Source organism: Paenibacillus sp. DMB20 (genome assembly GCF_000987955.1).
Lineage (GTDB): Bacteria > Bacillota > Bacilli > Paenibacillales > Paenibacillaceae > Paenibacillus_AQ.
Genome location: NZ_LAZU01000023.1, coordinates 26,407 through 40,428, shown reverse-complemented (window position 1 = coordinate 40,428; position 14,022 = coordinate 26,407). Strand labels below are relative to the sequence as shown.

The window sequence follows — 14,022 nt, the reverse complement described above, 5'->3', positions numbered from 1 at the left end:
CAGGATTGAGTTTACGCCGGAATGACAAACCGTTATACGTTCAGCTGAAGAACATCATTAAAGACAGGATCCTGCACGGGGTCTATCCCCTGCATGAGAACATCCCGCCGGAGCCTCAGCTGGAGAAGGAGTTTGGCGTCAGCAAAATAACGGTACGCGGGGCGATCCAGGAGCTTGTGCAGGAGGGATATCTCGAAAAAGGGAGCGGAAAGGGCACCAAGGTCATCCGCAATACGTCGGGCACCAAGCTCTCAAGGCTGAAACGCTTTACGGAAGTGCTGGTCGAGGAAGGCCATCAAATCCAAAAGGTATGGCTCCGGTCCGAAATAGCGGAGAACCCCGAGGGAAGCGAGCCTTGGCGTTTATTCGGCAAGAGCTGCTTGAAGCTGGAACGGGTCTATGTTTTGGACCAAAAGCCGTATATCCATTATACGCATTACTTATCGGCGGACATCGGGGAGCTGGAATTGAACGAATTGAAGGTCCAATCCCTCTATGAGCTGCTGGAGGAGAGGCATATTTCCTTCGGCCGGCTAAGGGATGAATTTGCGGTGGCGGTGCCGCCTGCGGATGTGGCCGAGGTCCTAGGCGTTCCCCCGGGAGCCCCGCTGTTAAAAAGATCGCGCTACTCCTGCAGCGAAGAGGGAAGTGCCGTGGAATACAGCGAAGGCTTTTATAATACGGAGCTCCAAAGTTATGTCGTGAATTACGACGTGTAACCGGCAAATCGCCAATGTTTGCAAGAATGAAGAAACCTACATGATCAAGCCATAAAGAAGTCGTATTTAAAACCGTCTATCTGCTGCGGGGGATATAACTTCAACAGCGGTATAGATGGTTTTTTTTGTGTTTTTATGCATTTTCCAAGTTTTGAAGGATGGCGTATGGTGTCGAATATGTTACACTGTTCATGTCGATGATTACAAAATTGTAACCATTTATCCTTGAAGGAGATGTGAAATAATCCATGAAAAATACGATGATAAAAAAAATTCGTTAGCGGCGGCATTGCAGCCGTATTGTCCGTAGGCATTATGCTCCCTTCTTCCGCATTCGCAGCAGCTCCGGACGACAGCGTTCAAAGCTGGCAGCAAAAAAATCCAGCAGTTTATGGAAAGCCAAAACTGGGGAGGAAACTTTACTTGGGTCATCCAAAAGCCTGTCGCAACGCCGCAGGCAAGCCAACCGGCAGCTCCGCAACCGGAAAAGCCGTCTGCTCCGGCTCCGTCGGTCAGCAAGCCGGCTGTGCCGACCAAGCCTTCCGCCCCGGCGTCAACGGAAAAGTCCGCTTTTGCAAGCCGCGTGGTTGAGCTCGTCAATAAAGAACGTGCCAAAGCAGGGCTGAAAGCTCTTACCGTAAATGACGCGTTAACGGTTATGGCTTTGGATAAAGCCAAGGATATGAACAGCAAAAACTATTTCGATCACAATTCCCCGACATACGGTTCCCCGTTCGATATGATGAAAAAGTACGGGATTTCGTATCGTTATGCCGGAGAGAACATCGCCAAGGGACAGCGCACGCCTGAAGAAGTGATGAATTCCTGGATGAACAGCGAAGGCCACCGCAAAAACATCATGTCTCCGAACTTCACGATGATCGGCGTAGGTTATTACAACGGTTATTGGGTTCAGGAATTTATTAGCCAATAATCACGGCCGTTCGTTTTTGAACATGCACTTATCGATATTCATTTTGGAAGCAGGAGGATGATCCTCCTGCTTTTTTCTAGTCTCGGGAAGGACGGCAGCCCAGGAGAGCGTTCAAACATTCGGAAGGCTGAAACGGGAATGCAGATGCCAGATCAGCTCTCTGCGGCTGGCAACCCCCGTCTTGGCGAAGATGGACTTCAAATGATCCTGGACGGTGTAAGCAGAGATATGAAGGGTAGCCGCCAACTCTTTGGTGGACAGTCCGCGTATGAGGCCTTCCAACAGCTGCAGCTCGCGCTCGGTGAATTGATACGCTTCCGCTATGATGGGCAGCATGTCCGACGGACGCGCCGGTTCGAATGTAACGGCCAGCTGAATATCGCCGTTAACGGCTTGAAGGCGGCTGGCCCTGACCGTCAAATACGGCCCGTCCGGCATGCGGATGCAAGCTTTGGCCAGCGCCGGAGATTGGGAAGCGGCATGGAGCGCCCGCGTGCTGACGGCACGGATCGGACGGGGGAGCGTACCGCTGTCAATCCGTTCCCATGACTGCAGCTTTCGGATCCAGGCATCTGCCGCAGGATTGGTAGAGAGTAGCGCTAATTGGCCGGACAGGATGGCGATGCCGGGTTCATTCCCGCCTTCGGACCCAACGGAACCCGATTCAGGCAGGGCAACGCTGTAGGTCCGCAGGCAGGCTGCGATTACCGGCGCCAGGATGGCGATGAATTTGCGTTCATCCGGTGAAAAGACGGGCTGCCCCGTATTGCGGTAAAGGGTTAAATATCCCCAGCAGGCCCGGTCATGGACGAGGGCGGCTCGCAGCTCGTCATGGAAGCCGGCAGGACGCAGCACTTCCCGGTACCGGGCACTGCGTTCGGGCTGTCCTTCCGTTGCCTCGAATAAAGTGGCAACAGGCGTCTCGGCATGTACCAGCTGTTCATAGGCATTGTAATCCCCCTTTCCATACTCAATTCTGAACAGATGCGGATGGATCGCCTCAATGTTTTCTTCGGTGACGGCGCCGGTGGAGAGCAGCGTATTCGGATCGACATGCGTGCAGCAGGCCGCATCGAAGGGTACCGTTTCACGCAAAAGCGAAAGCAGTTTGGAACGAAAATCGGGAGACGTCATGGATGCGGCGCCGAGACGGATAATCTGTTGTTTGACTCGGGGCGTTTGTCTGGTGGTCTTCATAATGGAGCTCTCCTAATCCAAAGGTTGATAACGTGAATAAGATCGGAATCATTCGATATCCCACATATATGGGATGGTGAATTTCATCGCTGTCACTATAATTGAGAATGATTCTTAATTAACCATATTATACAGGATGCGGTGATGGAAATGCATAAGAAAGAAGATATTGTTGTCGTCGGCGGCTACGGCCATGTAGGAAGCACCATCTGCAGGATACTGGGCGAGAGGTACCCGGGCAAGGTGTATGCCGCCGGCCGCAGGCTGGATCGGGCCGAGAGGTTCAGCCGTTCAACCGGCGGCAAGGTAAAACCGCTGCAGCTCGATATCCGCAAGCCTTTGCCTCCCGGCCGGCTGGATGGAGTCAAGCTGATGATCACGTGTCTGGAGCAAATCGATACCGGCTTAGTCCATGAGTGTTTGCGCAGCGGAATCCATTATATCGACGTGACGGCCAACGGCGCGTTTCTGGAGAAGGTAGAGCAGCACAAGGATGAAGCGGCAGCATATGGCGCCATCGCGCTGCTGAGCGTCGGGCTTGCCCCCGGCTTAACCAATTTGCTTGCTCTTGAAGCACACCGGAAGCTTGGAGGAGCGGAGAGGATTGAGCTGGCGATCATGCTCGGACAGGGAGACGCCCATGGGCAAGCGGCGATCGAATGGACGGTAGAGAATATGGGAGCTCGGTTTAAAGTGATGGAAAACCGCCAACAGGTGAAGGTGCGAAGTTTTACGGACGGCAAAACATTCGATTTCGGCGGCGGTATCGGCCGCCGGAGAGCCTATCGTTTTCCGTTTTCCGATCAGCAAGCTCTTCCCCGGACCCTGGAGGTTCCCTCCGTTTCCACGAGATTCTGTCTCGACTCTGCCATCGTCACCGGATTGCTCGCCGTTGCCGGTAAAACGGGGATGGTCCGCCTGCTGCAAGTCGGTTGGATCCGCAGGCTGATTGTCCGGAGCCTTAAGCTGCTGCGCTTCGGAGGAGACCGCTTTGCCGTCAAGGCGGAAGCTTGGGGAAGAAGCCAAGAGGGAAGGACCGAAAGTGCCGAATGCTTGATCCGTGGGAGGAATCAATCCGACGCGACGGCCCAGGTGGCGGCAGCGGCGGCTGCGATGGTTATGAACTCGGCTATGCCTGGAGGCGTCTATCATATGGAGCAGTTTACGGATCTTTCCGGCATATTAAAAGAGCTGGGGCCGGACATCGCGCTCGACGTCCGGCTCTCCCCTATGCGGGAAGAAAGGGTAAGGTACGGTGACTGACGTCAAATCCGGCGGCCGCGAAATGGCTGACGGTGCAGTGAAAAGAAACAGGTCTCGACGCATTCGTCCATTGGGCGGATGCGTTTTTTTTGCCCGGAAAAAAAGAAAGCCAAGCATTCGTTTGCTACTAGCCCATAACGAACTTAAAATGACGCTTGTTTGCAAATTTATCATAGAAGATTTATGTTATTGTACATACAGCCGCAAGGGAAGCCGACAATATTATAGAGGCTGTTATTGAGTCAACTTGCGGTCAAAAAAATCTCTTTTTTTATGAAAAAAAATGCAGCCGGGGGGATCTTGTTTGAATTCTTCGAAATGGATTTGGCGAATAACCGCTTCGGTATCCGTCATCGTTACCATCATTTTGCTTGCCGGTTTTATATATGCCGTACAAGACATTAATGCCCCGCAGGCCGACTCAGCGATTAGCCAAGGGAATGCAGACAAATCCAAGGAGGAAGCGGATACGTACGAACCGGGGACGGAAGCGGGGAGCGCCGAAGGAACGGCGAAGCCGCCTGAACTGCCCGAACAGCTGAAAATAACCGCGATCGGGGATTCGCTAGCCAAGGGCACGGGGGATAACACGGGCAGCGGTTTTGTCCGCCGGAGCATCGAGATGCTGAATGAAGGCGGTCGCAAAAGCGAATTATTAAACAATCTAGCGATTAACGGCCTGACGACGGAAGGACTTTTGCCGAAGCTGGAGGAGAAAGGGATCCGCTACGCCCTGGAACAGGCGGATTTGATCCTTTTGTCCATCGGAGGCAATGATTTGTTTGATAGCAGCGGACTTGTCAAGAACGGTCAAGCCGGTGCCGGGGAGCTGGATCCGAAGCAGCTGGTTGCGGCGATACCGAAAGCGTCGGAGCGGCTAAAGTTAACTCTGGAGCGGATACGGGCCATTAATCCGGATGCCAAAGTGGTCTACGTCGGACTGTACCACCCGTTCGCGGATTTGAAGGAGCTTCTTCTGCCAGGCAATGTTGCGGTTTCAACCTGGAACCACGCGGCGCTGCAAATCATCAACCGGGATCCGAACATGGTCATGATACCGACCTTTGACATCTTTCAAGGGAAACTGGACAAGTATTTGTCCTCCGATCATTTTCATCCAAACGGCGAGGGCTACCGGCTGATTGCCGAAAGGATTGCACAGGGAATCCAGTAGGATTCCGTACGGTAAAGTGGAAGGAGGGGAAAGGAAATGGTCGATCTTCAACAGAAGATAGTGCTGTCCGTTGAACAGGTAAAGAAAAAAATCGGCCGGAAGTGGATCATTCAGGGCGTCACTTTCGATGTCCGGGCCGGCGAGATATTCGGTTTTCTCGGTCCCAACGGGGCTGGCAAAACGACGACGATCCGAATGCTGGTCGACCTGATCAAGCCGACGGAAGGCGTCATTAAGGTATGCGGTTATGATGTCAACCGGCAGCAGGAGCAGGCCCTCCAGTATGTCGGATCCATTGTGGAGAACCCGGAGATGTATACTTATCTGACGGGATGGGAGAACCTGGAGCATTTCGCCCGCATGCAGCATAACATAGATGACGACCGCATCCGCGAAGTCGTGGAGATCGTCCGGATGGACAAAAGGATTCACGATAAGGTACGCACCTATTCGCTTGGCATGCGCCAACGGCTCGGCATCGCCCAGGCCCTGCTGGGGAGACCCAAGCTGCTGATCCTGGACGAGCCTACAAACGGCCTCGACCCCAAAGGAATCAAGGAAATGCGGGAATTTATCAAGCGGCTGGCGGCGGAGGGCATGGCGGTCTTTGTATCAAGCCATCTGCTCAGCGAGATCCAGCTGCTGTGCGACCGTGTCGCGATCATCAGCCGCGGGAAGGTGCTCGCCGTGGGGGGAGTAGAAGAGCTAATCGCCGAAAGCGCGGGATATGTCGTTTGGCATTTGCATCCGGCTAACCAGGGTAGGAGCATCCTGCAACAGGTGCAGCAGTGTGAGGTCGTGGAGCGTCCCGAGGCCGTTCTGGATGATTCCGTATTGGCAGGAATGCCGGAAGAATCGATCGTTACGCGAATCCGGGAGGAGGATACGCCGGATGCGGTTAAGCGGCTCGTGGCGGCTGGCGTGGAAATCCTGGGCGTAAACCGCATCAATCCTACGCTGGAACAGCTGTTCCTTCAAATGACGGAGGGGGAGAGCATTGAATAGCATACTTCCGCTTGTGAAGAATGAAACGGTTAAAATCGTAAAGCGAAAACGATTTTATGTGATACTCCTGGTACTGCTTGTTCTTGTTCCCATGTTTACCTATGCGCAGATGAAATCGGCGGAGCGCAGCAAAGGCAAATTCAACGGCGATTGGCGGCTTGAACTTCAGCAGCGGATCACGGATAATGAAAATTCGCTGGGAAGCGACCGGGTGCCGGAGGAATGGAAAAAGTACAGGATGATTTTTATTCAGCAGATGCAGTATTATTTGGAGCATGACGTCAATCCTAATCAACCAAACGGCGTTAATTTTACCCGGGAGTTTATGAACAATGCGGTATCCCTTTTTATACCGCTGCTGATCATGGCCGTCGCCTCGGATCTCGTATCCGGAGAGCGGACGAACGGAACCATAAAAATGCTCCTTACCCGGCCGGTCAAACGGTGGAAGGTCCTGCTCAGCAAGCTGCTCGCGCTGGTGATGTTCGTATCGCTGATCGTTTTGGCGACGTTTGTCATCGCCTACTTGATTTCAGGCCTCGCTTTCGGTTATAAAGGATTTCAGTTGCCGGTATTTACGGGTTTTAAAATCGTAGGCTCCGACGTGGACATGTCGGCCGTGCATGCCGTACCTCAATGGAAATACCTGCTGATGCAGGGAGGACTGATCTGGTTTGTCAGCTTAGCGGTTGCCATGCTGGCGTTCATGGTTTCGGTTCTCGTCCGCAGCACGGCGGCAAGCATCGTCATCATGATGGCCGCGCTGATTGCCGGAACGATTTTGACGAATATGGCCTCCGCCTGGACCAGCGCCAAGTATTTGTTCATGGTTAACCTGAACCTCACGGGTTATTTGGCGGGTACCCTCCCGCCGATCGAGGGAATGTCGCTGAACTTTTCGTTGGCTGTATTGGCGGTTTGGGCGCTTGCGGCGGTGGTCGTTTCATTCACCGTCTTTACGAAAAGGGACATTTTGAATTAAAATGGACGAGGTATACAAAACATTTGTTTGCATTTCGGGGTCTGGGTACCCCTTTATTAGAGAAAGATGAAGGAGGAGCATGAATGGTCGAACAGATCGATTGGTTTGCAGAGTCATCACAAAGCGGTCAGAACAACCGCTCGGGATACGATGCTGACGACATTCAAGTGCTCGAGGGCTTAGTTGCGGTACGCAAACGGCCAGGCATGTACATAGGCAGCACCAGCTCGTCAGGTCTCCACCATCTCGTATGGGAAATCGTGGACAATGCAGTGGACGAGCATCTGGCAAAGTACTGCTCGAGAATCGAAATTACGTTGCACAAGGACAGTTCCGTCACGGTATATGATAACGGCCGGGGAATCCCGACCGGCATGCATAAAGCCGGCATTCCGACGCCGCAGGTCGTATTTACGATGCTGCATGCGGGGGGGAAATTCGGCGGATCCGGCTACAAGAAATCCGGGGGCCTTCACGGCGTGGGCGCTTCCGTAACGAACGCGCTGTCGGAATGGCTGGAGGTCGAGATTTACCGCGACGGCAAAATCCACCGCCAGCGTTTTGAATACTGGCAGGACAAAAAAGGCAAAGAGCATGTCGGCGAGCCGGTAACGGGGCTTGAAATCCTGGGCAATACAAACAAGACGGGCACCAAGGTTTCGTTTCGACCGGATGCCCGCGTGTTTGCTTCTGGAATACATTTGAACTACGAAACGCTGTCCGAGCGCCTGCAGGAGATTGCTTTCCTGAATTCGGGGCTTCGGATCGTGCTGAAGGACGAACGGAGCGGCAACGCCGACGAGTTCTTTTATGAGGGCGGAGCAAGCCAGTTCGTAGCGTTTTTGAACGAAGGCAAGGATGTGCTGCATGACGTCATTCATTTCTACGCCGAAAAGGACGACATCGAAGTGGAGATCGCGATGCAGTACAACGCCGGTTACACGGAGACGCTGGCCTCGTTCGTGAACTCGATCCCGACCCGGGGCGGCGGTACGCATGAGACCGGCTTCAAGACGGCATACACCCGGGTAATGAACGACTATGCCCGTAAAAACAACCTGCTGAAGGAAAAGGACAAAAACCTGGAGGGCGGGGATCTGCGCGAAGGCATGATGGCCGTCATCAGCGTCAAGATGTCCGAAGTCGAGTTCGTGGGACAAACGAAAGACCAGCTTGGCAGCGCATCGGCCCGAAGCGCGGTCGAGGGCATCGTCACGGAGAAGATGCAGATTTTCCTGGAGGAAAATCCGCAGATCGCGCAAACGCTTCTGAAAAAAAGCGATCCAGGCTTCCAAGGCCCGCGAAGCGGCGCGCAAAGCCCGCGACGAAATGAGAACCGGCAAGAAGCGAAGCGAAAGCTCCAACCTCGGCGGCAAGCTTAGCCCTGCTCAGTCCAAGGATTTCACGAGAACCGAGTTGTTTATCGTGGAAGGGGATTCCGCGGGCGGTTCGGCAAAGCAAGGGCGCGATTCCAAGATTCAGGCGATCCTGCCGCTGAAAGGGAAGCCGATGAACCCGGAGAAATCGAAGCTGGCGGACATTCTGAAAAACGATGAATACCGAGCGATTGTATCCGCGATCGGTGCCGGGATCGGCACCGAGTTTACGGCTGCGGACAGCAATTATTCAAAAATCATCATCATGACCGATGCGGATACCGACGGGGCGCATATTCAAGTGCTGCTTCTGACGTTCTTCTACCGGTACATGAAACCCTTGATCGACGAGGGCCGGGTCTATATCGCACAGCCTCCGCTGTATAAAATCGCCAGCAAGTCCGGCAAGCTGGAGACGGTAAGATATGCCTGGACCGAGGAGCAGCTCGCCAACTACTTGAAAGAATTCAAAAATTACGAGCTGCAGCGCTATAAAGGCCTCGGAGAAATGAATCCCGACCAGCTGTGGGAAACGACGATGAATCCCGAATCCAGAACGCTGCTGCAGGTGCAGATCGACGATGCGGCGAAAGCCGAACGCCGCGTATCCACATTGATGGGGGACAAGGTCGATCCCCGAAAGCGCTGGATCGTTGAAAATGTCAACTTTGCAGAGTTTGAGGAATAGAAGGTGAAGGCATGAGTTTATCGGAACAATTTTTACCTGCTTATTTGGAAGAGGTCGTCGGTGACCGCTTCGGTCGGTATTCGAAATATATAATCCAGGATCGCGCGATCCCGGATGTGCGGGATGGACTAAAGCCCGTTCAGCGGCGGATTTTGTACGCGATGTACGATTCCGGCAATACCCCTGACAAACCTTACCGCAAATCCGCAAAAACCGTCGGCGACGTGATGGGGAATTATCACCCGCACGGGGATGCTTCGATTTATGAAGGCATGGTCCGGATGGCGCAGCCTTGGAAAATGGGACACGTGCTCGTGGACGGTCACGGCAACTGGGGGTCGCAGGACGACGATCCGGCCGCCGCGATGCGTTACACGGAAGCCCGCTTGTCTCCGATCGCCATGGAGCTCCTTCGGGATATTGAAAAACGGACGGTTTTGTTCAAAGACAACTTCGACAATACCGCGAAAGAACCGGTGGTGCTTCCCTCGCGGTATCCGAACCTGCTCGTGAACGGAACGAGCGGGATATCCGCAGGTTTCGCCACCGAAATCCCGCCGCATAATCTGCGCGAGGTCATCGATGCGTGCATCGCGGTCATGCAAAAGCCCGAGATCGAGCTCAGCGAGATCATGACGTTCATCAAAGGACCGGACTTTCCGACAGGCGGCATCATCATGGGCGGAAGCGGCATTGAAGATGCATACCGGACCGGCAAGGGCCGCGTGTACCTTCGGTCGAAGACCGATATCGAGTCCCTGCGCGGAGGCAAGCAGCAGATCGTGATTACGGAGATCCCTTTCCAGGTCGTGAAATCACGGCTGGTGACGGCCATGGAGAACATCCGGCTTGAGAAAAAGGTCGACGGCATCGCGGAGGTTCGCGACGAAAGCGGCCGCGACGGCCTGCGGATCGTGGTGGAGCTGAAGAAGGATGCGGACGCAAACGGCATCCTTGCCTATCTGCTGAAGAAAACGGATCTGCAGATCAATTACAATTTCAATATGGTTGCGATCGTGAATAAAAACGCCGCAGCAGCTAGGACTCAAGGCCATGCTGGAGGCTTATATCGCCCATCAGCGCGAAGTCGTCACCTTCCGGACGCAGTATGAGCTGGAGAAGGCGGAAGACCGCGCGCACGTGCTCGAGGGTCTCGTCAAGGCACTGAACATTCTGGATGAGGTCATCGCGGCCATTAAGGCTTCGAAGAACCGCCAGGACGCGCAAAACAACCTGCAGTGGATGTTCGGCTTTACCGAACGCCAAGCGGATTCCATCCTGACGCTGCAGCTGTACCGGCTCACCAATCTGGAGATTCATTCCCTTCAGAAAGAGCTGGACGAGCTGATGAAAAAAATCGGCACGCTGCGCGGCATCTTGGAGAGCGACAAAAAGCTGATCGCCGTGATCCGCAAGGAGCTGATGGAGATCCGCGACAAGTACGGTATTGACCGCCGGTCGCTCATCCAGGAGGAAGTGGAAGAGATCAAGGTCAATCTCGAAGTGATGGTCGCTGCGGAGGATGTGCTTGTCACGTTGTCCAAAGACGGATACATCAAGCGGACAAGCATGCTGTCCTTTACCCGGTCCGGAGGCGAGCCTGACAGCTCCGGCGTGAAGGAGGGCGATTACATCACCCGCCTGCTGGAAGTGAACACCCTTGAGAATTTGCTGATCTTTACGCAAAAGGGCCAATACTTCCTGCTGCCGGTTCACCAAATTCCGGAGTACAAATGGAAGGATGCCGGGACGGCGATCGTCAACGTGATTCAGCTGGCGAAGGAAGACGAGATCGTTTCCGTTGTTCCGGTATCCCATTTCGATGAGGAAGGGAAGACCCTGGTGTTTGTGACCCGCAACGGCCAGGTCAAGCGGACGGAGCTGAAGGAATATGCGACGAAGCGGACCGGAGCGGTAGCAGCCATGAAAGTGGCGGCTGATGACAGTATCCTTTCCGTAACCCTGAGCGACGGCAGCAAGGATATTATGCTTATCTCCAAGGACGGTTTGAGCATTCGCTTTAACGAGAGTGAAGTGAATGCGATGGGCCGCGTATCCGGCGGCGTCAGGGGGATGCAGCTTCGGGACGGAGACGAAGTGGCCTCGACTTTGTGGGTATCGGATGACGAAGGCGAGATATTGACCATAACCGATTTAGGCTACGGAAAACGCACCCTGCTGGTGGATTATCCGGCGCAGAGCAGAGGCGGCAAAGGCATTGTCACCTTTGAATTCAAGGAAGGGAAGCGGGTAAAGCCGAACGGCAGTTACCTTAAAGGAGCTTTCTACTGCCGTGAACCGTTGGCACTCCTTGCTTACGGCCAGGAAGGAACCGTTTTTGCCTTCAGCTCGGAACAGGCACCGATCAGCGACCGGAAGTCAACCGGGAAACTCCTGGCCGATGTGGGCAAAAAGGGAGAAATCAAGGACTTGATTCTGGCGCCTCAGTTAAAGCCATCGACGGCGGAATAAATCGCCACATGACATGGAAAAACGAAAGACATCCGGGCTTCCGATGGGAGGTGCGGATGTCTTTTTTTTTAGCCGAGCCGTTTAAACATGGCGCCCGCTGTCGAAAAGAAGGCGTGTCTGAAAAACCTTGTCAGTCAAGGGACGGCGGCTTTTGTCGGTTCATTGGAAGTTTTATTTTTTGGCGATTTTAGCAGGAATAACGGCCTTTCGGCGCGAAAGTTAATCATATAAATTACCGGAAACTTGAAGTGTGCGGCCTCACTCTTTTTTGAAGAAGAGTTGGATATTTGTTATTGGAAAGGAAGGGATTTTATTATGCATACAGCCGAATTCGCCAAAGTGTGGTCCAGGCTGGCCAAGGATTATAAGCTGCATATGGAGAACGGTCTGGCCCCTTCATTGACGGAAGCCCAATTAACGGTATTGGAAGTGCTTGAGGAACACCGGAGAATGAAGCCTTCCGATTTCATTCCGTATATGGCCACAAGCCCTGCGGCGGTAACCATGCTGCTGGATCGCATGGAGAAAAACGCATTGATCGTTCGCGAGCGCGATGAAAATGACCGGCGCATCGTATGGGTGTCCATATCGGATAAAGGGCGGCAGGAGGCCGCACGGGGCATTCAAGTGCGGAACGATTACTTGTCGCACGTGCTTAACCGTATATCCTCGCATAATCAGCAGCTATTGGTGTACCTGCTTGGAAAGGTCAGCGCCGCCCCGCAGGAGGCAGGGTAAAAATGAAGAGCGGCGCGGCATTTCCGATTATGGACGTGGAGGTGTAAGCAAGGCTTTGCACCTGAGTACCGTTATATGATCTGTATACTGAGTTCAAAGGGATAGCTTGGGGGTCCTGTTGACCGAACCGAGCACAAGCTGTCAAGAAGTTTTAAAGCCTCCCGATCATGGCCTATGGGGCCGCAGGATCGGAAGGCTTTTTGTTTTGCAGGCTTGTTCAAGGATGAAATGATTATTTCATCAACCAGAGTGCGGGAACGTTCGGCGGCTCCCAGCCGTTACTGGAAGTGTGAGGCTGGAGGCATTCGTAAGTACGGCTTCCATAGGTTACAAGGTCGCCAACCGCGTAAGTTTTGTTAAGCTCCCATGCCGTTATTTCGGGTGTCGATGAACCGGATGTCGTGACGCTGAGGGGATTGCTTGCTGCCGAAACGTTGCCGGCGGCATCGCGAGCCTTAACCGTAAAGGTATATTCCGTGTTTGCCGCGAGACCCGCTACGGTATAGTTGAGAGCGGTTCCGGCAGCCGTTCCCGCCAATTGGCTTCCACGGTAAATATCATATCCGGTGACGCCTGCATTGTCGTTCGACGCATTCCATGCCAGGGACACGGACGTAGAGGTTACGTCCGTGGACCGCAGGCCGGTAGGTGCCGAAGGTGCCTGGGTATCTTCGCTGCCGCCGTTACCGCCGCCATTGTTCAAGTTAACGTCGATTACGTTGTAAAACGCATTTCCTGTATCGGCGATTTCCCATACGCCGAGAATCAGGTTATATCCGGTCCGGTCCGTCGGCACGTTGCACGTGTGGGTGACGACGGATTCCGGTCTTTTGCCGCCATCGTTAAACGAGCAGAACAGCTCAAGGTCGGCACGGGTTAACGGTTTGCTGGAATCCCAGCCTTTTTTGGTGATATAGTACTTCCACTCCTTGGTTGCATGCGCAGCCGTTAAACGCCAGGTGAACGTATTTTGGCCGCCGTTCAGGTTTACTTTGGCCCAGCGGGTAGGAGTCTGCTCGTTAAGCTCAGGAAATACGCCCGCGCCGGCAATTTGACCGTCGGCCGGTCCGGCTTCCGGGAAATTGCCTTTGGCTTCAAGGGATTGCGGTTCATACTGCACATTGCCGCAATTCGCGTTCTGTCCCGTCTTGCACAGATAGGCGCGGCTGCCAGGCGATTCTATATAACCGTGCGCAGAAGCACTGCTCGAAAATATCATCATCACTGCGATAAACATAAGGGAAAAACCGATAACCATGTACAGCGGCTTCAAATGTAAGCGCTTGTAAGCTTGTCCGGACGTCAAAGTCATAATTTTGCCTCCTTGGATAATGTAATCATGATATACATGCCTCGGCGACCCTCTGCCGCCTGTTACGCCCTAACTTGCTGCAAAACCTCCTTCCAGCGTCATATCACTTGCCTATATATAAACTCCGGCGGGAGTTTATATCGAATGGAAATGCCTTGCGGT

9 protein-coding genes and 2 pseudogenes are annotated in these 14,022 nt (G+C 53.6%); 9 read left to right on the top strand and 2 right to left on the bottom strand.

All coding sequences use genetic code 11. From position 1 onward, the window contains the following. Positions 1–5: 5 nt before the first annotated feature. Both XI25_RS10575 and XI25_RS10565 read left to right on the top strand, forming a co-directional pair. Complete coding sequence (locus XI25_RS10575) at positions 6–719, top strand: GntR family transcriptional regulator (RefSeq protein WP_046678562.1); 714 nt, start codon at positions 6–8, stop codon at positions 717–719. A gap of 391 nt (positions 720–1,110) precedes the next feature. Then, positions 1,111–1,653: a CAP domain-containing protein gene (locus tag XI25_RS10565; protein WP_082112318.1), complete on the top strand. Its 543-nt coding sequence runs from the start codon at positions 1,111–1,113 to the stop codon at positions 1,651–1,653. Positions 1,654–1,764: 111 nt separating this feature from the next. Here XI25_RS10565 and XI25_RS10560 read toward each other — a convergent pair whose 3' ends face one another. After that, positions 1,765–2,850 (bottom strand): LuxR C-terminal-related transcriptional regulator, encoded by a 1,086-nt coding sequence (locus XI25_RS10560; protein WP_046678560.1) that lies wholly within the window; start codon positions 2,848–2,850, stop codon positions 1,765–1,767. Positions 2,851–3,000: 150 nt separating this feature from the next. Here XI25_RS10560 and XI25_RS10555 point away from each other — a divergent pair, with 150 nt between their 5' ends. The 7 genes and pseudogenes from XI25_RS10555 to XI25_RS10525 all read left to right on the top strand — a co-directional run bounded on the left by XI25_RS10555 (position 3,001) and on the right by XI25_RS10525 (position 12,548). Continuing rightward, the gene (locus tag XI25_RS10555) at positions 3,001–4,113 is read left to right on the top strand and encodes a saccharopine dehydrogenase family protein (protein ID WP_046678576.1); all 1,113 of its coding nucleotides are present in this window, start codon (positions 3,001–3,003) and stop codon (positions 4,111–4,113) included. Between the two features lie 304 nt (positions 4,114–4,417). After that, positions 4,418–5,287 carry a GDSL-type esterase/lipase family protein gene (locus XI25_RS10550; protein WP_052759556.1) on the top strand — a complete coding sequence of 290 codons (870 nt, stop codon included), beginning with the start codon at positions 4,418–4,420 and terminating at the stop codon, positions 5,285–5,287. Between the two features lie 36 nt (positions 5,288–5,323). Then, positions 5,324–6,292 carry an ABC transporter ATP-binding protein gene (locus tag XI25_RS10545; protein WP_046678558.1) on the top strand — a complete coding sequence of 323 codons (969 nt, stop codon included), beginning with the start codon at positions 5,324–5,326 and terminating at the stop codon, positions 6,290–6,292. Further along, complete coding sequence (locus XI25_RS10540; RefSeq protein WP_046678557.1) at positions 6,285–7,274, top strand: ABC transporter permease; 990 nt, start codon at positions 6,285–6,287, stop codon at positions 7,272–7,274. The genes XI25_RS10545 and XI25_RS10540 overlap by 8 nt, the downstream gene beginning before the upstream one ends. An 83-nt stretch (positions 7,275–7,357) precedes the next feature. Continuing rightward, positions 7,358–9,338 (top strand): annotated as a pseudogene (gene parE / locus XI25_RS10535) (DNA topoisomerase IV subunit B). Between the two features lie 11 nt (positions 9,339–9,349). Further along, positions 9,350–11,810: pseudogene (gyrA, locus tag XI25_RS10530) on the top strand (DNA gyrase subunit A). 315 nt (positions 11,811–12,125) lie between these two features. Beyond that, complete coding sequence (locus tag XI25_RS10525; RefSeq protein ID WP_046678556.1) at positions 12,126–12,548, top strand: MarR family transcriptional regulator; 423 nt, start codon at positions 12,126–12,128, stop codon at positions 12,546–12,548. Positions 12,549–12,780: 232 nt separating this feature from the next. On the opposite strand, the gene XI25_RS10520 is transcribed toward XI25_RS10525, so the two are convergent. After that, complete coding sequence (locus XI25_RS10520) at positions 12,781–13,860, bottom strand: lytic polysaccharide monooxygenase (protein ID WP_046678555.1); 1,080 nt, start codon at positions 13,858–13,860, stop codon at positions 12,781–12,783. Positions 13,861–14,022 lie beyond the last annotated feature (162 nt).